At 66.1% G+C, this 18,938-nt stretch carries 13 protein-coding genes; 7 read left to right on the top strand and 6 right to left on the bottom strand.

Features of this window, described 5'->3' with window-relative positions:
* Nucleotides 1-591: 591 nt before the first annotated feature.
* The 3 genes from IFT65_RS13350 to IFT65_RS13340 form a co-directional block, all read right to left on the bottom strand.
* On the bottom strand, nt 592-1,929 hold the full coding sequence (locus tag IFT65_RS13350) for a sigma-54 dependent transcriptional regulator (RefSeq protein ID WP_192081840.1): 1,338 nt from the start codon (nt 1,927-1,929) through the stop codon (nt 592-594).
* 231 nt (nt 1,930-2,160) lie between these two features.
* Complete coding sequence (locus IFT65_RS13345) at nt 2,161-2,937, bottom strand: C40 family peptidase (protein ID WP_223202999.1); 777 nt, start codon at nt 2,935-2,937, stop codon at nt 2,161-2,163.
* Between the two features lie 132 nt (nt 2,938-3,069).
* Complete coding sequence (locus IFT65_RS13340; RefSeq protein ID WP_192081839.1) at nt 3,070-3,618, bottom strand: C40 family peptidase; 549 nt, start codon at nt 3,616-3,618, stop codon at nt 3,070-3,072.
* Nucleotides 3,619-3,730: 112 nt separating this feature from the next.
* On the opposite strand from IFT65_RS13340, the gene IFT65_RS13335 reads away from it, so the two are divergent.
* From IFT65_RS13335 to IFT65_RS13305, 7 genes are all read left to right on the top strand, one after another.
* Complete coding sequence (locus tag IFT65_RS13335; protein ID WP_188326686.1) at nt 3,731-4,210, top strand: peptidylprolyl isomerase; 480 nt, start codon at nt 3,731-3,733, stop codon at nt 4,208-4,210.
* Between the two features lie 473 nt (nt 4,211-4,683).
* A complete protein-coding gene (locus tag IFT65_RS13330) occupies nt 4,684-5,940 on the top strand; it encodes a DUF418 domain-containing protein (RefSeq protein WP_192081838.1) in 1,257 nt (418 codons plus the stop codon).
* 87 nt (nt 5,941-6,027) lie between these two features.
* Nucleotides 6,028-7,395 carry a glutathione-disulfide reductase gene (gene gorA, locus IFT65_RS13325; RefSeq protein ID WP_192081837.1) on the top strand — a complete coding sequence of 456 codons (1,368 nt, stop codon included), beginning with the start codon at nt 6,028-6,030 and terminating at the stop codon, nt 7,393-7,395.
* A gap of 223 nt (nt 7,396-7,618) precedes the next feature.
* Nucleotides 7,619-8,536, top strand: coding sequence for a DMT family transporter (locus IFT65_RS13320; protein WP_192081836.1), 918 nt, complete (start codon nt 7,619-7,621; stop codon nt 8,534-8,536).
* Nucleotides 8,500-8,871 (top strand): MGMT family protein, encoded by a 372-nt coding sequence (locus IFT65_RS13315; protein WP_342365892.1) that lies wholly within the window; start codon nt 8,500-8,502, stop codon nt 8,869-8,871. Before IFT65_RS13320 ends, IFT65_RS13315 begins: the two co-directional genes overlap by 37 nt.
* Before the next feature lie 92 nt (nt 8,872-8,963).
* Complete coding sequence (locus IFT65_RS13310) at nt 8,964-9,632, top strand: rhomboid family intramembrane serine protease (protein ID WP_188326691.1); 669 nt, start codon at nt 8,964-8,966, stop codon at nt 9,630-9,632.
* 97 nt (nt 9,633-9,729) lie between these two features.
* Complete coding sequence (locus tag IFT65_RS13305; RefSeq protein WP_192081834.1) at nt 9,730-11,400, top strand: SDR family oxidoreductase; 1,671 nt, start codon at nt 9,730-9,732, stop codon at nt 11,398-11,400.
* 33 nt (nt 11,401-11,433) lie between these two features.
* Here IFT65_RS13305 and IFT65_RS13300 read toward each other — a convergent pair whose 3' ends face one another.
* From IFT65_RS13300 to IFT65_RS13290, 3 genes are all read right to left on the bottom strand, one after another.
* Nucleotides 11,434-13,440, bottom strand: coding sequence for a M13 family metallopeptidase (locus IFT65_RS13300; RefSeq protein ID WP_192081833.1), 2,007 nt, complete (start codon nt 13,438-13,440; stop codon nt 11,434-11,436).
* Nucleotides 13,441-13,599: 159 nt separating this feature from the next.
* Entirely contained in the window at nt 13,600-15,705 is a 2,106-nt protein-coding gene (locus tag IFT65_RS13295; RefSeq protein ID WP_192081832.1) for a M13-type metalloendopeptidase, read from the bottom strand.
* Between the two features lie 213 nt (nt 15,706-15,918).
* A complete protein-coding gene (locus IFT65_RS13290) occupies nt 15,919-18,786 on the bottom strand; it encodes a TonB-dependent receptor (RefSeq protein WP_192081831.1) in 2,868 nt (955 codons plus the stop codon).
* Nucleotides 18,787-18,938 lie beyond the last annotated feature (152 nt).

Below are 18,938 nucleotides of genomic sequence, written 5' to 3'. Positions count from 1 at the left end.
GCGGCGCCTTTGTTCTCCCGCCGAGCACGGCTCGGCGCTACCAATCGCGCGCGTTGAATGGGCACGGATCCCGGTAGCGCCGACCCAGGGTCGGCGAGCGCGCAGCGCGGCGCCTTTGTTCTCCCGCCGAGCACGGCTCGGCGCTACCAACCGCGTGCGTTGAATGGGCACGGACCCCGGTAGCGCCGACCCATGGTCGGCGAGCGCGCAGCGCGGCGCTTCTGTTCTCCCGCCGAGCACGGCTCGGCGCTACCAACCGCGTGCGTTGAATGGGCACGGATCCCGGTAGCGCCGACTCAGGGTCGGCGAGCGCGCAGCGCGGCGCCTTTGTTCTCCCGCCGAGCACGGCTCGGCGCTACCACGCGCGTGCGTTGAATGCCCACCGATCCCGGTAGCGCCGACCCATGGTCGGCGAGCGCGCAGCGCGGCGCCTTTGTTCTCCCGCCGAGCACGGCTCGGGGCTACCAACCGCGCGCGTTGAATGCCCACCGATCCCGGTAGCGCCGACCCAGGGTCGGCGAGCGCGCAGCGCGGCGCTTTTGTTCTTCCGCCGAGCACGGCTCGGCCCTACCGGCGACGACAGACCTGGATTCACCGTATCGCGGGCAACTCCACCTGGTGCTTGCGGCACAGCCGATACACCGTCACCCGCGATACCTGCATGTGCCGTGCGCAGGCAGAGACGTTGAACTCATTCTCGCGCAACGCCTGCACCAGCAGATCGCGCTCCACCTGCTCGCGTGCGTCCTGCAGCAGCGCACGCGCAGCCGCCGGCAGGGTCGCAACCAGATCCAGATCCGACGGCTCGATCAGCTCACCGTCGGCCACGATCGCCGCACGTTGCACGCGGTTGAGCAGCTCGCGCACGTTGCCCGGCCAGTCGAAGCGTTGCATGGCCTGCCGCGCGCAACTGCTGAAGCCCCGTGCACGGCCGGGGTGGCGTGCCCGGAACTGGCGCAGGAAATGCTCCGCCAGCACCAGCACATCCCCGCTGCGTTCACGCAAGGCCGGCATGGCCAGCCGCAGCACGTTGAGGCGGTAGAACAGGTCGCGGCGGAAGCGTCCTTGGGCAACGGCCTGCTCCAGATCGACATGGGTGGCCGCCAGCACGCGCACATCCACCCGCAACGGCTGGCTGCTGCCCACGCGCTCGATGGTGCCTTCCTGCAGCACGCGCAACAGGCTGGTCTGCGCATCCAGAGGCAGGTCGCCGACCTCGTCGAGGAACACCGTGCCACCGCTTGCGCTTTCGAACAGGCCCAGACGTCGCTGCGCCGCGCCGGTGAACGCGCCGCGCTCGTGGCCGAACAGTTCCGACTGCACCAGGTTGGCCGGGATCGCGCCACAGTTGACGGCCATGAACCGATGATCCGCGCGCGCGGACATGGCATGCAGCGCGTGTGCGGCGAGCTCCTTGCCGGTCCCGGTTTCGCCGGTCACCAGGACCGGCAGGTCGACCGGGGCGAATTTGAACAGCGATGCACGGGTGGCCAGCAGCGCGGGGCTGTCGCCGATAAGGCGCTGTGCAGGGCTGTCGGCGTCGGTGCTGGTGCGCTGTGGATGATGCGCAAGCTGCTCAAGCAGTGCCTGCTGTTCCAGCGGCAGGTTGAAGTGACCCTGGCACGCATCAAGAAGCGGCTGCCAACTGGGGGGAGGGCTGCTTACCCCTGAAGGCAGCACGGCCAGCAGCGGCAGGTGATCGTGCCGCTGCGTCCACTCGGTCACCGCCGTCAGCGCGAGAGCGGGAATCTGCCGGAGATCGATCACGCCAACCACCTGGTCCCGGCCACGCAAGCCCACGGCCTGCGGCTGCAGGGGATCTACGCTGCGCACTTGCCAGCCGGCCGCCGCCAGCGCTGCCCGCTCGGTCGCAAGTGGCTGGCCGAACCAGATCGCGCAACGTGCCTGGATATCAGAGACCACCGCCATGCCTCACCTGTCCTTGTAGAGGGGCGGCCCTGGATGAAAAAAGTGCGTACGTGCCGCCCCACGCCGCGCCCCCGGCCGGGCATTGCTGCCACAGCCACCCCTGGATCCAATCCGGGGGATACACCATGCGAACGCGGTCGGCGGTCAGGACCGGCCACGCAGCTCGCAGGTGGGAGGCAAAAAAAAACCGCTGCAGGGCAGCGGCTTTCGGAGCGGGAACGGCGTGACCGGTTACAGGTCGACGCGGCGTGCCTGCATGAACTTGTTGCCCCAGTAGCCGGTCAGCAGGGTGTCCACGCGGACGTCCTTGCCGGTGCTCGGCGCATGCAGGAACCGGCCCTCGCCGACGTAGATCCCGACGTGGTCCACCCGTCCCTTGCGGCCGAAGAAGACCAGATCGCCTTCGCTCAGCGCCGTACGGTCGGCAATCAGTTCGTTCTGGCGGTCGCTGGCCATGTCACGCGACACGCGCGGCAGTTCGATGCCCAGCGCAGTGCGGAAGACGTAGCCGACCAGGCCACTGCAGTCGAAGCCGCTGTCCGGGGTGTTGCCGCCCCAGCGATAGGGCGTGCCCAGCAGGGTCATCGCGCGGCGCAGGACGGACTGGATCTTGCCGTTCTCTTCGGCACCACCGACAACGATCGAACCGGAGGCACTGGTGTCGTAGTTGGCGAGCAGGCGGCTGAGGTCGCCGGCGACCATCGCCGAACGGTCCATCAGCGGAATGCTGTCGTTGGCGGCAAGGTGGGGAAGGAGGGCGGCGAGGGTGGCGCTGGCGGCGGCATCGGCGCGGCTGCGGGTGGCAGCGACCGGCTCGGCCTTGGCAGCAGCCTTCACTGCGGTGATGGCGGTGTCGGTCGGTACGGCGACCGGTGCGCTCTGTGCCCAGGCCGGTGCACTGGTGAGTGCAAGGGTCAGCGAGAGCAGGGCGACGCGCGTGATGCGCTGGGTCAGGCGAGGTGAATTTACGGCGCGCTGGCCTTCACACATCAGTTCGTCGGTCGTCACTCGGCGGTCACAGGGTTGGAAGCGATGGGCAATCATGCCTTGCGAAAGCGTCAAATAAGTACAAATTCCGTTAAAGTTTCGTTGGAATGGGTGTGATGGCCGTCACGTTTTGGGTCATCTGCCCTATTCACGTTAGTGGAGGACGCGTTTGGCTCCTGTGTAGTGGTCCTTCCAATAGTGTCCGCCCAGCGAATCCAGCCGGACCGTGCCGCCGGTGCTGGGGGCATGCACAAAGCGCCCTTCGCCGACATAGATGCCCACGTGGCTGACGTTGCCGCGGCTGCCGAAAAAGACCAGGTCGCCCGTCGCCAAGCGCTGGGGTTCGATCTTCGGGCCCTGCACGGCGGCCAGCTCGCGGGAGGTGCGTGGCAGCTTCAGGTCGACCATTTCACGATAGACATATGTCACCAGGCCGCTGCAGTCGAAGCCCGACTCGGGGGTGTTGCCCCCGTAGAGATACGGTGTGCCGACCAGGCCGATGGCGCGCATCAGCACGGCGTTGGCCACCTGCGGGTTGGCCGGCGACACGCTGGGCCAGACCTGGGTGACGGACGGGGCAGGGGGCGGGGTGGGGCGGGACGCTTTGCCGCCACCGCATCCACTCAGTGTGGCGGAGAGAGCGAGCGTCGCGGCGAGGGAAAAGAAACGGCGCAGGCCGGGCGAAACTGGCGTCATGTCCATGATCTCCGGATAATGCGCGACCTCAGATAGGCCGCCATGATGGCGGCGTACCCGTCGGGCGGCAACCCGCCCCCTCCCGCCTGCCCTCGGCAGCTACCAGACAGAGTTACGCATGAAGATCGAAAAAGACCGCGTCGTCCGTTTCCACTACACCGTTTCCGAAGTCGGCCAGGAGCCGATCGAATCGTCCAAGGACCGTGAGCCGCTGGCCATCCTGTTCGGCCACGGCAACATCATTCCGGGCCTGGAAAAGGCGATGGAAGACAAGGAAGCGGGCGCTACCTTCGGCGTCGACGTTGCCTCGGCCGATGCCTACGGCGAACGCCGCGAGGGCCTGACCCAGCGCGTGCCGAAGAAGCATTTCGGCAAAGAGAAGCTGGTGCCGGGCGCGCAGGTCGTGCTGCAGACGAACTTCGGCGCGCGTGCGGTGACGGTGCAGAAGGTGGGCATGAGCGTGGTCGACGTCGACCTCAACCACCCGATGGCCGGCAAGGATCTGCACTTCGACGTTGAAATCATCGACGTGCGCGAAGCCAGCGAAGAAGAAGTCCAGCACGGCCACGTGCACGGCGACGGCGGCCACCAGCACTGAGTGCCAGTGGTTGCAGTGTTTCGAACGGCCCGTGCAAGCGGGCCGTTTTTTTTTGCGTCAACGTCAACAGCTGCAGGGCGGTGGGTCGCGGGGCGGGGTGGCGGATCGGTAGCGCCGACCCATGGTCGGCGGAATGTTCCCGCCAACGGCCCGCTGCGCTCGCCGACCATGGGTCGGCGCTACCGCGGACCTCGTTGACCCGTCTGGTGGAGGGAGCCCTGAGTCAGGGGCGGGCGGGAGGCGGGGGGGTGTGGGTGCTGGTGAGACGGGGCCCACGGTTTGCGCAGCAAAGCGTGGGAGCGGCAGCGCGAATGCGATGACGTGGACCCCGCCATGGATGGCGCGAAACAAGGCACGCATGGACGCAGTTTTTGCCGTCCCCCGCCCAGCCTCACCGCCCGGCCTCTGGCACGTAGCTTCGAGGCAGCCGCCCGCGAGGGGGTCTAACCCGTTCGATCCACCCTCACCGCATAATGATGCCCCGCCCTCCCGGATTCCCCGTGACCATCGCGACCTCCTCCCTGCCGCCGTTCGCGGACGCCGACCGCATCATGGTGATGGACATCCTGCGTGGCGTGGCCCTGTTCGGCATCCTGCTGATGAACATCGAAGCGTTCAGCGGGCCGCTCGATCTTTCCTTCACCGGCATCGACCCGCACTGGCAAGGGCTCGATTACGCGGCGGACGCGCTGGTCTACGTGCTGGTGCAGGGCAAGTTCTTCCTGTTGTTCTCCTTCCTGTTCGGTGCGGGTTTCGCGGTGATGGCACGACGTGCCGACGAGGCCGGCCGCGCGTTCACGCCGATCTACCTGCGGCGCAGCCTGGTGCTGATGCTGATCGGTGCCTGCCATGCCTTGCTGGTGTGGTCCGGCGACATCCTGATGGTGTACGGCCTGCTGTCTTTCCTGCTGCTGGGCACGCGGCGTTGGCCGGTGCCGGTGCTGCCCGTCGCCGGCGTCCTGGTGTACGCCTTCGCGGTCGGCTTGACCCTGTTGTTCGCCCTGCTGGTCTGGGCGGCCGCGCAGGGCGGCACGGCGTTGGACAGCGCAGGCGGCCTGCGTACGGCGCAGGACATCATTGAAGCGCAGCGCCAGGCCTACGGTCATGGCACGTGGAGGCAGGGCACCGTGCAGCGGTTGGCCGATGTGCGCCACATGGTTGGCGGCATCCTGATCACCGGTCCGGAGATCTTCGGCATGTTCCTGCTGGGCGCATGGTTCACGCGCAGCGGCGCACTGTCCGATCCACAGCGCCATGCGACGCTGTACGCACGCCTGCGCTGGATCGCGATGCCACTTGGTCTGCTGCTGATGGTGATCAGCGCAGTATGGAATCCGTATCTGGCGCCCGGCGAGTTCACCGTACAGACCGGGCTGTCCTATGCACTGGCGGCGGTCGCGAGCCTGCTGATGGCGCTGGGCTACCTGGCGTGGATCGTGCAAGCGCGCCAGGCGCTGGGCTGGTTGGCAGCACCAGGACGCATGGCGCTTACCCACTATCTGCTGCAGTCGTTGCTGTGCACGTGGGTGTTCTACGCGCCCGGCATGGGTTTCTTCGAGCAGATGCCGCGGGTCTGGCAGTTGCCCTTCGCATCGGCGGTGTTCGCCGCGCAGGTGGTGATCAGCCATGCATGGTTGGCGCGTCTCCGCCACGGGCCGATGGAATGGCTGTGGCGCGCGCTCACCTACCTGCGCCTGCCGCCGATGCGCCGCACGGTGGCAGCCCGCTGAGCGGGCGTCGTCACGTCTGCCGCGCAGCGGGACATGGCATGCTCTTGCCCTGTAGCACCCTGATACGTAACGACGCGAGCGATGCCGATGACCACGACTTCCCATGACTACGACCTGATTGTCCTCGGTGGCGGTTCCGGTGGCCTGGCGGCTGCCTTCCGCGCCGCACAGCACGGCAAGCGCGTCGCGATGCTGGAGCCGGATGAGCTCGGCGGCACTTGTGTCAATGTCGGCTGCGTGCCGAAGAAGGCGATGTGGCTGGCCGCCGACCTCGCCGGCCGTATCGGCTTGGCACGTGCGATGGGATTCGACGTGCCGCTGCGTCCCGCGTTGTCCTGGAAAGAACTGATCGTCCATCGCCAGGGGTATATCGAGAACATCCACGTCAGTTATCGCAAGCGGCTGGACGAGACGGGCGTGGTGCGCGTGCCGCGCCGCGGGCGACTGGTGGACACGCACACGGTGGAGTGCAGCGATGGCGTGCGCATCAGTGGCGAGCACATCGTGCTGGCCACCGGTGCTCATCCGCAGCGCCCGGACATTCCCGGTGCGGAACTGGGCCTCGTCTCGGACGACTTCTTCAACCTGTGCGATGCACCGGCGCACGTTGCCATCGTCGGCGGTGGCTACATCGCCGTGGAGTTGGCTGGCCTGCTGCAGGCGCTGGGCAGTCGCGTGACGATGCTGGTGCGCGGTAGTCGCCTGCTGGACCGCTTCGACGGCGAACTCGCCGCGCAATTGGCGGACAATCTCTGCCATCAGGGGGTACGGATCCAGTTCGATTACCGGCTGCGCGAACTCCAGCGCGACAGCGAGGGTGATCGCGTGCGTGTACTGGGCCACGACGGCCCGTTGGACAGTGTGTTCGACAAGGTGTTCTTTGCGATCGGCCGACGTGGCAACTCCCGGGACATGGGGCTGGAGCAGGTTGGCGTGCAGATCGGCGAGCGCGGCGAAGTGAGGGTCGACGAGTGGCAGACGACCTCCGTTCCCAGCGTGCATGCGGTGGGCGACCTGGCCGGCAAGGAAGGCTTGACGCCGGTGGCGATCGCCACGGCGCGCCACCTCATGGACCGCCTGTTCGGCGGCAAGCCGCAGGCGAAGATGGATTTCGACAACATTCCCAGCGTGGTGTTTTCGCACCCACCACTGGGCAAAGTCGGCCTCGGCGAAGAAGAGGCCCGCCAGCAGTTCGACGACGTCCGCATCTACCACAGCAATTTCAGGCCCATGCTGCAGGCACTGGCCGACGGCACCCAGCGCAGCATGTTCAAGCTGGTCTGCGTCGGCCCGGAAGAACGCGTGGTGGGTGTGCACCTGCTCGGTGAAGCCGCAGACGAGATCCTGCAGGGCTTCGCAGTCGCGGTGAAGATGGGCGCGACCAAGGCGCAGTTCGACGCAACGGTGGCGATCCATCCCACATCGGCCGAGGAAATCGTGTTGATGCACCGCTGAGCCCGGCATTGGTAGAGCCGACTTCAGTCGGCTGCACGGCAGTGGTAGAGCCGACTTCAGTCGGCTGCCTGTCAGCGCCAGCCGACTGAAGTCGGCTCTACCCCGGGGCACCACACCACGGCACCACACCAAAGCCACCACACCGAAGCCACCACACCAAAGCACCCCACCAAAGCACCACAGGCCAGGCCCGCCCGCAACCCGTGCGACAATAACCGGCCTCATGAACACCCCTTCGACCTTCCCCACGTCCTCCGCCCGCCTCGCCGTGGGCGGCGTAGGGCTGGCAGCCATCGGCGCCATCGCCGCGTCGGGCAAGGCGATCATCGTCAAGCTGGGTCTGCGTCATGGGGTGGACGCCACGACGCTGCTTGCGCTGCGGATGGCGATGGCCCTGCCGCTGTTTCTGCTGCTGGCCTGGTGGTCGTCGCGCCGCGCCGCGCCCTTGTCCTGGGCCGACCGCGGACGTATCGCGTGGCTCGGCTTCACCGGCTACTACCTGTCCAGCTGGCTGGACTTCCAGGGCCTGCAGTACATCAGCGTGACCTTGGAACGGCTGATCCTGTACCTCAATCCCACCTTGGTATTGTTGATCCATGTCGTGCTGACGCGACAGCGACCAGGCCGCTGGCAACTGGTGGCGCTGGCGCTCAGCTATGCCGGCGTGCTGGTGGCGTTCGGCCATGATCTGCAGCGCGAGGGCGGGCAGATCATCCTCGGCAGCCTGCTGGTGCTGGGCAGTGCCATCAGCTACGCCTTGTACCTGTTCGGCAGCGGCCAGATCGTGGCCCGCATCGGTGCCGTGCGCCTGACCGCGCAGGCCAGTTGCGTGGCCTGCGCGCTGGTGCTGCTGCACTTCGGGCTGACCCATCCGTGGCCTGTGCTATGGCAGGCACCGCACGCGGTGCACTGGTTGTCGCTGATCAATGCCACGGCCTGCACGGTGCTACCGGTGCTGGCGATCATGCTGGCGGTCAAACGCATCGGCTCGTCGTTGGCCGCGCAGGTCGGTATGCTCGGGCCGGTGTCCACCATCGTGATGAGTCTATGGCTGCTCGACGAACCCATGGGCCCGGCGCAGATCGCCGGCACCGTCCTGGTGCTGTGCGGGGTGCTGCTGGTGACCCGGCTCCGGCGCTGACGCCGGAACAGGCGCGTGAGCGCATCCTGGCGGTGATCCGTGCCATCCCGGTCGGCCAGGTAATGGGCTACGGCCAGGTCGCGGCGCGTGCGGGGCTGCCAGGACGCGCGCGCTTGACTGCCCGCGTGCTGGGCATAAATGAAGACCCGGAGCTGCCCTGGCATCGCGTACTGCGTGCCGACGGACGTATCGCCATGCCGGAAGGGTCGACAGGCTGGCGCGAGCAGAGTCGGCGCCTGCGTGCCGAGGGCGTGGCGGTGGAGCGGGGCAGGGTGCGGATGCAGGCCGTCGACCCATCCGCATCGCTGGATGCCGCGCTGTGGGGGCCCGGTTGACCCTGGCCGCGTGCTGAACCTGTCCTCGTCCGGGCGTGCCGACGCGCCGCGGCGCTGCCGCTATGATGGAGGCCGTTCCCGAGGGTACCCCCATGCTTCCGCGACTGCCTACCGTCACCAAGGCGCTGTTGATCGCCAATGCGATCCTGTTCCTCCTGCAGCAACCGTTCCTGCTGGGCGATGCGACGTTCGCGCCGTTCATGCTGCAGCCGTTGCAGGGCAGCTTCGATGCCTTCTCACCCGGCGGTAATTTCCAGCCTTGGCAGCTGCTGACCTACGGCTTCCTGCATGGCAGTTTCAGCCACCTGTTCTTCAACATGTTCGCCGTTTTCATGTTCGGCGCCGCGTTGGAGCAGACCTGGGGCGAGAAGCGCTTCCTGATCTATTACCTGGTGTGCGTGGCCGGTGCCGGCCTGTGCCAGCTGCTGGTGGGCAGCCTGATGGACAACCCGGCGACCGTACTGGGCGCATCCGGTGGTGTGTTCGGGCTGCTGCTGGCCTACGGCATGCTGTTCCCCAACCAGCGGGTGATGCTGCTGTTCCCACCGATCCCGATGAAAGCGCGCACGTTCGTGATCCTGTTCGGCATCGGCGAGCTGGTACTCGGTGCCACAGGATGGCAGCCGGGAGTGGCGCATTTCGCGCACCTCGGGGGCATGCTGTTCGGCTGGCTGCTGATCCGTTACTGGCGCGGCCAACCCCCGTTCAAGCGCCGCCCCCCCGGCCCACCCAAGCGCCCCAACCACCTGCGCAGCGTCTGACAATGAAAAAGGGGACGGAGGGGATTAAGTCGTTTCTGGCCCGCCCGCGATGCAGGGGGGCCAGAAACGACTTAATCCCCTCCGTCCCCTTTTTGTCGTGAAGATCCTGCTGCTGGGGGGGTATGGGGTGTTCGGCGGGCGTCTGGCGCGCTTGCTTGGCGACCTGCCGATGCTGGAGCTGATCATCTGCGGTCGCAGCCTGGCGGCGGCACAGGCGTTCTGCGTGGCGTACGTGGGGCAGGCAAGGGTGACGCCGCTGCAGGTGGATCGGCAGAACATCGCTGTGGCACTGCATACCCATCTGCCCGATCTGCTGATTGATGCCTCCGGGCCTTTCCAGGACTACGGTGCCCACCGCTACCTGGTGATCGAAGCCTGCATCGCCGCCGGCGTGGACTACCTCGACTTCGCCGATGCCGCGGAGTTCGTCGCGGGTGTCGCGCAGTACGATGCGGCGGCCAAGGCGGCCGGGGTGTTCGTGCTGTCGGGCGTCAGCAGCTTTCCCGTGCTCACGGCCGCCGTGCTGCGGCAGATGGCCCAGCAGATGGACATCGTCAGCGTGGAGGCTGGCATTGCGCCGTCACCGTATGCCGGCATTGGCTTGAACGTGATGCGCGCGGTGGTCGGCTATGCGGGTTCGCCGGTGAAGCTGCGTCGAAACGGTCGTGATGGGCACGGTATCGGCTTGGCCGAAAGCCGCCGTTTCACGGTAGCGGTGCCGGGTAAAGTGCCGTTGCGCAACCTGCGTTTTTCGCTGGTGGATGTGCCCGACCTGCAGGTGCTGCCGCCCGAGCATCCCACCCTGACCGATATATGGGTCGGCGCCGGCCCCGTGCCGGAGCTGTTGCACCGCCTGTTGAACCTGCTGGCCAAGGCGCGCCGACATCTGCGGCTCCCGTCGCTGGTGCCGTTCTCGCGATTGTTCTACACGGTGTTGAACTGGATGAAGTTCGGTGCGCACCGCGGTGGCATGATCGTGCGCGTGCTTGGCACGCGTGATGGGGTGCGGGTGGAGCAGAGCTGGCATCTGCTGGCCGAGGGCGACGACGGGCCCTACATACCCTCGATGGCCATCGAAGCGGTGGTCCGCAAGCTCGTGCAGGGAGAACGGCCGGACATCGGCGCGCGCGCCGCCACGCGGGCGTTGGAGCTTGCCGATTACGCGCGACTGTTTGCTGGCCGCGCCATCGCCACGGGCTTCCGCCACGACATGCCCGGTGCCAGCCTGTACCAGCGCCTTCTGGGCTGCGCGTACGCCACGTTGCCCACCCGCGTGCAGGCCTTGCACGCACCCTCGGCACCGGCGTGCTGGACGGGCATCGCGACGGTGGAGCGGGGAACGGGCCTGTTGTCGCGGCTGATCGCCCGCGTGTTTGGATTTCCCGCGGCAGGCGACAACGTACCCGTCAGCGTAAGGTTCACGCCGGAAGCCGGTGGCGAGCGCTGGACGCGCACCTTCGAAGGTCGCCGTTTCTCTTCATTGCAGACGGCCGGCACGGGGCGTGACGAGGCGCTGCTGGTCGAGCGGTTCGGCGCAATCGCCGTAGCGCTGGCCGTAGTGGTAGAGGGAAACAGGCTGCGGCTGCTGCCACGCCGCTGGTCGCTGCTGGGCATTCCCCTGCCCACATCCCTGCTGCCCGGTGGCACTAGTTTTGAAACAGAACGCGACGGTCAGTTCGTCTTCGACGTGGAGATCGCCGCACCGCTGGTCGGCCGCATCGTCGCGTACCGCGGCACCCTCAAAGAAAAAGGGGACGGAGGGAATTAAGCGAACTTAATTCCCTCCGTCCCCATTCTTTGTTCAGCGCCAGATGCGCAGCTGTTCGGCGTCGGTGCGCTGCATCGGCTGGCCCGGCTTGCAGGTGAAGCTGGCCGAGAAGGCCGGCAGGTTGGACAGCGGGCCGTTGGTGCGCCACTTGCCCGGTGCGCGGACGTCCGTGCTCAGGCGTGCAGCCGCTTCATTCGGCGACAACTGCTGGCCCCACAGCGTGGCCCATGCGCTGAAGAAGCCCTGCTGGTCCGCCGGCTTGGCGTTGGCTTCCACGGTGCGGTAGGCGTCCCACGCCAGCTCCAGGCCGGCCAGGTCGGCCAGATTCTCTTCCTGGGTCAGCGTCCCGTTGACCTTGGCACCCTTGACGCCCGGGAACTCGTACGCACCGTACTGCGCGGCCACGCGGCTGCCCAGCAGGGTCCATGCGGTCTTGTCGGCCGGCGTCCACCAGCTGCGCAGTTCGCCCTTGGCATCGATCAGCGAACCCTTCGCATCGATCGCACGGGTCAACTCATGGCCGACCAACGCGCCGTAGCTGCCGAACTTGTCGGCGGCACTGGCCTGAGCGTTGAAGATCGGGCCCTGCAGCGCGGCGGCGGTGACGATCAGGCGGTTCTGCGCCAGGTCATAGGCCAGCGACGGCTGCTGCGGCAGGACGTCCCAGCGACGATCCGCGTTGCCCTTGCCGATACGCTTCATTTCTTCGCGATGGCGCCAGGTGGAGGCGATCAGCATGTTGCCACCGAAGCTGCCGCGGCCCATCGGCTGCACGCTGTAATCCAGATCGCGCCGCGGGGTGCCGATTTCGATCTTCATCGCGCCCAGCTTGGCCTCTGCTTCGGCCTTCGCCTCGGCGCTCAGCCAGGTGCTGCGCTTGACGGCTTCGATCTGCGTTTCGCGCAGCTTGTCGATGATCCAGGCGGCCTGGCGGCGATCTTCCGCCGACAGGTGCTTGGCGGCGTACTCGCGACCGACCATCGGACCGGCGGCGACGTTGATCGCGTCCAGCACCTGCTCCCAGCGCGCGGCCGGCAGGGTCTGTGCGCGCAGCACGCGGCCACGGAACTCAAACTCGGCATCGCGGTAGGCCTTGGACAGGTACGGCGCCATCGCATCGCCCACGCGCCAGCGCAGGTAGGCCTTCCACTGGTCCGGCTTGATGCGCGTGACCATGCCATCCAGCGCGCGGAACAGGGCTTCGTCGGACAGCGACACCAGATCGTCGTTGACGCCCTGTGCCTTCAGGAAGGCATCCAGCTGCAGGTTCTTGTAGCGGCCGTTGAGATCCTTGGTGGAGATCGGCGCGTAGTTGCGGAACGGGTTGTTGAGGTCGGCCAGCGACTGCGCGTTGCGGGCCAGCTCGGTCTCCAGTGCGATGACGGCCTGCGATTCGGCATCCAGCTTGTCCGCCGCGGTGCCGGTCAGTGCCAGGATCTGCTTGACGTAGGCGCGGTAGCGGCCCATCACGGCCACGGTATCGGCGTCGGTGCGGGTATAGAACGCCGGGTCCGGCAGGCCCATGCCGCCCTGCATGAAGTAACCGATGTGGCGGTCGAGCGCCTTCAGGTCCACGTCGGGGCTGAAGTTGAAGGCCACCGGGATGCCGACCTGGTGCAGGGCGGCGATCGATGCCGGTACATCCTTGGCGCGCTTGATCGCGTTGATGCGGGTCAGCAGCGGGGCGATCGGATTGGAGCCGTCGGCTTCAACGGCGGCTTCGTCCAGGCCGCTGGCCCAGAAGTCACCCAGCAGCTTCTGCACGTTGCCCTGCGGGCTGTTCATTGCGGCATCCAGCAGTTCGCGCTGCTGCGCGCGACTGCGGTCGACCAGCTGGCCCATGGCCGTGGTGGCGCCGCTCTGCGGGACCGGGTTGGCCTTCAACCACGTTGCGTTGCTGGCGTCGTAGAAATCCGTGCACTGGGCGCTGACGGCCGGTGCACGCGCCGCCTTCTTCTTCGCCGCCAGGGCATCGGTAGCGGGAACCAGGAAGGCCAGGCTGACGCCCAGTGAAATGGCAAGCGGACGAAGGTTGGGCATGGAAGAGCGAATCCGTCGAGGATTAAGGGCGGGCGAACTATAGCAAGCCCTGCATGTGCAGAGCATGCAGACGCGGCGATACACCGCGATGTACAGGGCTGCCAACGAAAAGGCCCGGGTTTCCCCGGGCCTCCATGGCAACAAGCGGTAAGCCGTGGCTTACCAGATCACCACCTGTGCATCGCCTGCGCGCACCATCGGCGAACCGGCCTTGCACTGGAACGCCGCCGCGAAAGTCGGCAGGTTCGACGGCGCGCCCATCGCGCGGAACTGCGCCGGTGCGTGCGGATCGGTCGCCAGGCGGACCTTGGCGTTTTCCGGGGTGTACTTGGTACGCCACACGGTGGCCCAGTTGAAGTAGAAGCGCTGATCGCGGGTGAAGCCATCGATCTTCGGATCTTCCTTGCCTTCCGATGCCTTCTGCAGCGCATCGTAAGCGGTGGCCAGGCCACCCAGGTCGGCGATGTTCTCACCCAGCGTCAGGCTGCCGTTGACGGCCTGGCCGTCGACCTTGTAGCCATCGAACTGCTTGACCAGCTTGCCGGTCAGGCCCTGGAAGTTCTTCTTGTCGGCGTCGGCCCACCACTCTTCGAAGTTGCCGGTCGGGCCGAAGCGCGCGCCCTGGTCATCGTAGCCGTGGGTCATTTCGTGGCCGATCACCGCACCGATGCCGCCGTAGTTGAGCGCGTCGTCCGCGTTGGGATCGAAGAACGGCGGCTGCAGGATGGCGGCCGGGAACACGATCTCGTTCTGCAGCGGGTTGTAGTAGGCGTTGACCGTCTGCGGGGTCATGCCCCACTCGGTCTTGTCCACCGGCTGGCCGATCTTGGCCAGGTTGAACTTGTAGTTGAAGGCATTGGCCGCACGCACGTTGCCGAGGAAGCTGTCACGGCCGGTGTCCAGGCCCGACCAGTCACGCCACTTGTCCGGGTAACCGATCTTCGGGGTGAAGGTCTCCCACTTGGCAATGGCCTTCGCCTTGGTCTCAGCGCTCATCCAGGACAGGCCCTGGATGCGTTCCTTGAGGGCGGCGGCCAGGTTCTTCACCAGCGTTTCCATCTTCGCCTTGGCTTCCGGCGAGAACGCGACCTTGACGTACAGCTGGCCGAAGGCTTCGCCCGCACCGTTTTCGATGGTGCCGAGCACGCGCTTCCAGCGCGGCTTCTGTTCCTTCTGACCGTTCAGGGTCTTGCCGTAGAACTCGTAGTTCTCGTTGGCGAAGGCATCGCTCAGGTACGGCGAGGCGCTGTCCACGGTATGGAAGCGCAGGTAGGCCTTCCACACGGCCGGATCGGTATCGCCCAGCGCCTTGCTCACTTCCTCGTGGAAGCTCGGGATGGCCAGCGAGAACTTCTCCGGCGCGGCCACGCCCTGCGCCTTGAAGAACTCGGTCCAGCTGAAGTTCGGGGTCAGCGTGTCCGCATCGGCCAAGGTCACCGGGTGATAGAACAGCGAAACATCGCGCGACAGTTCAACGCTGGACTTGGAGGCCTTGGCGAGGCGGGTTTCCAGCGCGACCACGTCCTGTGCCTGCTTGGCGGCGTCGGCCGCCGGCACGCCGGCCAGCTCGAGCACCTTGGCCACGTGGGCCTGGTAGGCCTTCAGCTTGTCGGCCTTGCTGGCTTCGGTATAGAAGGTCTTGTCCGGCAGGCCCAGGCCGCCCTGGCTGGCGTAAGCCATGTTGACCGCGGAGTTCTTGAAGTCCGCTTCGGCGCCGAAGCCGAACAGGACGTTCTCGCCCTTGGCGGCGCTGTCGCGCAGGTAAGCGGCGATGGCGCCCTTGTCGTTCAACGCATCGATGGCAGCAAGGTCGGCCTTCAGCGGTTCGATGCCCTGGGCATTGATCTTCGCTTCGTCCATGCCGGTGGCCCACAGGTCACCGACCACCTTTTCAATGTGGTTCGGGTTCTTGACCTGCGCGACCTGCTCGGCGAGCTGGTGCTGCACGGCCACCGAGCGCTCGTCGAGGATGGTGAAGGCGCCCCAGCTGGTGCGGTCGGCCGGAATTTCATTGGCGGCCAGCCACTTGCTGTTGACGTAGTCGCCGAAGGCCGTGCAGGCGTCCAGCGTGCTGTCCAGGTCGCTGGGCTGGAAGGCGTTGTACGCGGGCAGCTTGGCCTGGTCCAGGGTGTAGGTGGTGGCTTCGGGTGTGGCGGCCGGGGTGGAGGCGGCGCCTTCCGTGGCCGGGGCTTCGCTCTTGCCGCAGCCGACCAGCGCGGCCGAAACGGCCAGGGTCAGCAGGACGATCTTGGGAGTACGGGTCACTTTGTTTGGCCTCCAGGCCGCGTGATAGCTGAGAAAGCCCCCGCAGGGGCCGTAGGGCGGACGATACGCCTCCAGCCCGGCCCGCAAGGGTGTCGAAGGTCATGCCGGGACGCAAGTGGGCGAACGGACAAGGTTGGCAACATGCCGACCCGCGCCCATGAAAAAAGGAGGCGACCGGGGTCGCCTCCTTCGGGTGTCACGTCGTGCGGATTATCAGAACTTGTACTTCAGACGCACGTACGGGGTGCGGCCGTACAGGTCGTACTGCGTAGCGAACGCGGCGGTGTTGCCGTAACGCGTACCGGCACCGGTGGAGATCAGGGCGGGCTTGGTGTTGAACACGTTGGACACACCGACCAGGATTTCCCAATCCGACTGCTCGTAGCTCAGCGACGCGGTGTGGTACAGGCGTGCGTCGGCGGTCAGGTCGCGGTAGGAGTTCGGACGACCCTGGTAGGTGAACACATTGTTCAAGTCCTTGTTCTCGGTGGAGCCGATGTACTGGGTCAGCCAGTTGTAGCTCCAGTCGCCACGGGTCAGGCTCAGACCCAGGTTGGCCACCACGTCCGGCCGGCCGATGTAGCCCAGCTGGTCCGAATCAGACAGGCCGCTGGCTTCGGCGGTGTCGAAGATCTGCGCCACGTCTTCCATCGTGTAGGTGACCTGGGTGTCGACCGCGAAGGTGCCGAAACCGAACTCACGTTCCCAGTTTGCCGTCAGGTCCCAACCACGGGTGCGCTGCTGGTTGATGTTGAGGTACTGGGCGTAGATCTCGCGGATCGAGTTGGCATCCGGACCGGTGGTCGGGTTGCGCACCAGCAGTTCGCAGTAACGGTTCGGGAAGGTGCTGGAGGTATAGCAGCCGTCCACGATGTCGGCCGAACCCAGCGCGGTGATCTGACCCTTGACCTTGTAGTCGAAGTAATCGATCGCGATGCTCAGGTCGGTGAACGACGGGGTGAACACGATACCGGCGCTCTTCGCCCGCGAGGTTTCCGGCGTCAGGTTGCCGGCGCCGCCGCTGGTGAACACCGTGGCGCTGGAACCTGCACCGGTGTAGTCCGCCGGGATGCCCGCCGCGCCGCAGTTGGTCTGCAGGTTGGTGTTGTTGCTCTCGCCCCAGCGGATGCACGGATCGATCGCGGTCTGTGCCTGGAAGCCGGTCTGGTTGCCCAGGTACAGCTCATACAGGCCCGGTGCGCGGTACGACGTACCCAAGGTGCCGCGGACACGGAACGCCGAATTGATCTGCCAGTTCAGGCCGAGCTTCCAGACCGAATCGCTGCCATCGACCGAGTCGTATTCGAAGATACGGCCGGAGGCGTTGGCGCTCAGCGATTCGATGCCGGTGATGCCCTTCAGCAGCGGAACGTCGAACTCGACGAAGGCTTCCTTGACCTTGTCTTCGCCCTTGGTCTGGTCAGCGGTGGACGCGCCCCACAGATCCTTGTACTCGACGCCCGGCTGATCGTTGATCTTGTAGTTGCGGTACTCGAAGCCGATGGCCGTGCCGACCGCGCCGGCCGGCAGGTCGAACAGCTCACCGGTGAACACCGCATTGATGCTGTACTGGTCGTAGGTGGTCTTGCCCGGGGCCCACACGCCCAGGATGTCGACCAGCTCGTCGACCTTGGCACCGCTCAGGTAGCCCGGATCGAAGTAATTGGCAGCCGGCGTTTCGCCTGCGCCTTCGGTGAGCAGGTCACCGGTGATCGAGTTCTTGATGCCCAGCGTGTTGTACTTGCCGCTGGAACGGCTGTAGTTGCCGTTGACTTCCCAGCCCCACGACTCGGTGCCCTTGAACAGGCCATCGAACTTGGTGGCGCCGTAGAAGTAGTCAACCTCGGTGTGGGACTGCGACTTGAACGGCAGCACCGGCTGGGCATAGCCGTTGGTGGTGCCCGGCGCTTCCACGGTCGGGAAGAACTGGCGCCACTGGAAGTTGTCCGTGGTGCGCTTGTTGTACAGGAACTGGGTCTTCCAGTTGAACGAATCGAAGCCGAAATCAGTGGCCAGGTAAGCCGACTTGCGCTCCTGGCGGTTCATGATGTGGCTCTCGCCCCAACGCGAGAAGTTCAGCGGTTCCTGGTAGAACGCAACCGGGTTGCCACCGGCATAGGTCTGGTTGGCGCGCGGGCGATAACCGGCGAACGGACCGACCGTGCTGCCATCGGCAGAGGGCACGTAGCGGATCGGCGAATCGTATTCGTCGATGACGTTGTGCAGCAGGTTGTTGCAGTTCGCCAGCGGAGTGCCGGCATTGATGGAACGATCCTGGCGATCGATACGGTTGCCGTCGGCATCCTTGATCAGATCTTCGCCGCACTTGAGGTAATCGCGGTCACCGCGGGTCAGCTCGTTGTGGCGGTACCACTCGACCGCAGCGACGACGCTGCCGGTTTCGAAGTTCCAGCCATTGGCCAGCGACGCGGCGAACACTTCACCGCCGCCCTGGGTCGGGATGCGCGAGGTCACGGTCAGTTCCGGACGATCGAAGTTCTTCTTGGTGATCAGGTTGACCACGCCGGCAACGGCGTCGGAGCCGTAGATCGAGGACGAACCGTCCTTCACGATCTCAGCGCGCTGCAGCACGGCGGTCGGGATCACGTTCAGATCGAAAGCGCCGACGGCGCCGCGGGTGCCGGCCGGGCCGGGACGCTGGCCGTCAAGCAGCACGAGGGTACGGTTCGCGCCCAGGCCGCGCAGCGAGAACGTCTGCACGCCGGTACCGCCGTCGACGACGAAGCCGCCGAACTGGTGGGTGATCTGCGTTTCAGCGGCGCCGATGGCGGAGCGCTGCAGGAATTCGCCAACGTTCACCTGGCCCTGTGCGGCGTTCTTCTCGGTGTCGATGGTGAACACGGGGGAGGAGGTCTCGTAGTCCGCACGGCGGAGCAGCGAGCCGGTGACAGAGACTCTGTCCAGATCCCGGGTCGTCGGCTCAGCAGAGGCGGCCGTTGACTTGGCGGTGTTGCTCTGATTGCTCTCCTGCGCGAAGGCAGGTGCGGCGGTGAGGCAGGCCAGCACAGCGAGGGTCAGAGGGACACGGCTTGGCGAGAGGTGGCGATTGGCTTTGCGCATTGCGTTGACTTCCCAGTTGTTATGCTCCGGTTAACCGAGTCTATGAGCGCTATTTGCTAAATGCAACGTAAATGTTGCGACATTTTCATCACACTGTCGTAATCACTGATTCAGGTTCGCAGACACGAAAAGAGCTCCGGCGAGGTGATCGC

It is taken from the genome of Stenotrophomonas sp. CFBP 13725 (assembly GCF_014841935.1).
In the GTDB taxonomy this organism is placed as follows: Bacteria; Pseudomonadota; Gammaproteobacteria; order Xanthomonadales; family Xanthomonadaceae; genus Stenotrophomonas.
The sequence above is the reverse complement of the archived record's forward strand: the minus strand, read 5'-3'. Positions and strand labels throughout refer to the sequence as shown.

Coding starts and splice junctions, on each gene's coding strand:
- IFT65_RS13290 (WP_192081831.1), bottom strand. CDS start 18,786: ATGCGCAAAGCCAATCGCCACCTCTCGCCAAGCCGTGTCCCTCTGACC.
- IFT65_RS13335 (WP_188326686.1), top strand. CDS start 3,731: ATGAAGATCGAAAAAGACCGCGTCGTCCGTTTCCACTACACCGTTTCC.
- IFT65_RS13330 (WP_192081838.1), top strand. CDS start 4,684: ATGATGCCCCGCCCTCCCGGATTCCCCGTGACCATCGCGACCTCCTCC.
- IFT65_RS13300 (WP_192081833.1), bottom strand. CDS start 13,440: ATGCCCAACCTTCGTCCGCTTGCCATTTCACTGGGCGTCAGCCTGGCC.
- IFT65_RS13320 (WP_192081836.1), top strand. CDS start 7,619: ATGAACACCCCTTCGACCTTCCCCACGTCCTCCGCCCGCCTCGCCGTG.
- IFT65_RS13340 (WP_192081839.1), bottom strand. CDS start 3,618: ATGGACATGACGCCAGTTTCGCCCGGCCTGCGCCGTTTCTTTTCCCTC.
- IFT65_RS13310 (WP_188326691.1), top strand. CDS start 8,964: ATGCTTCCGCGACTGCCTACCGTCACCAAGGCGCTGTTGATCGCCAAT.
- IFT65_RS13350 (WP_192081840.1), bottom strand. CDS start 1,929: ATGGCGGTGGTCTCTGATATCCAGGCACGTTGCGCGATCTGGTTCGGC.
- gorA (WP_192081837.1), top strand. CDS start 6,028: ATGACCACGACTTCCCATGACTACGACCTGATTGTCCTCGGTGGCGGT.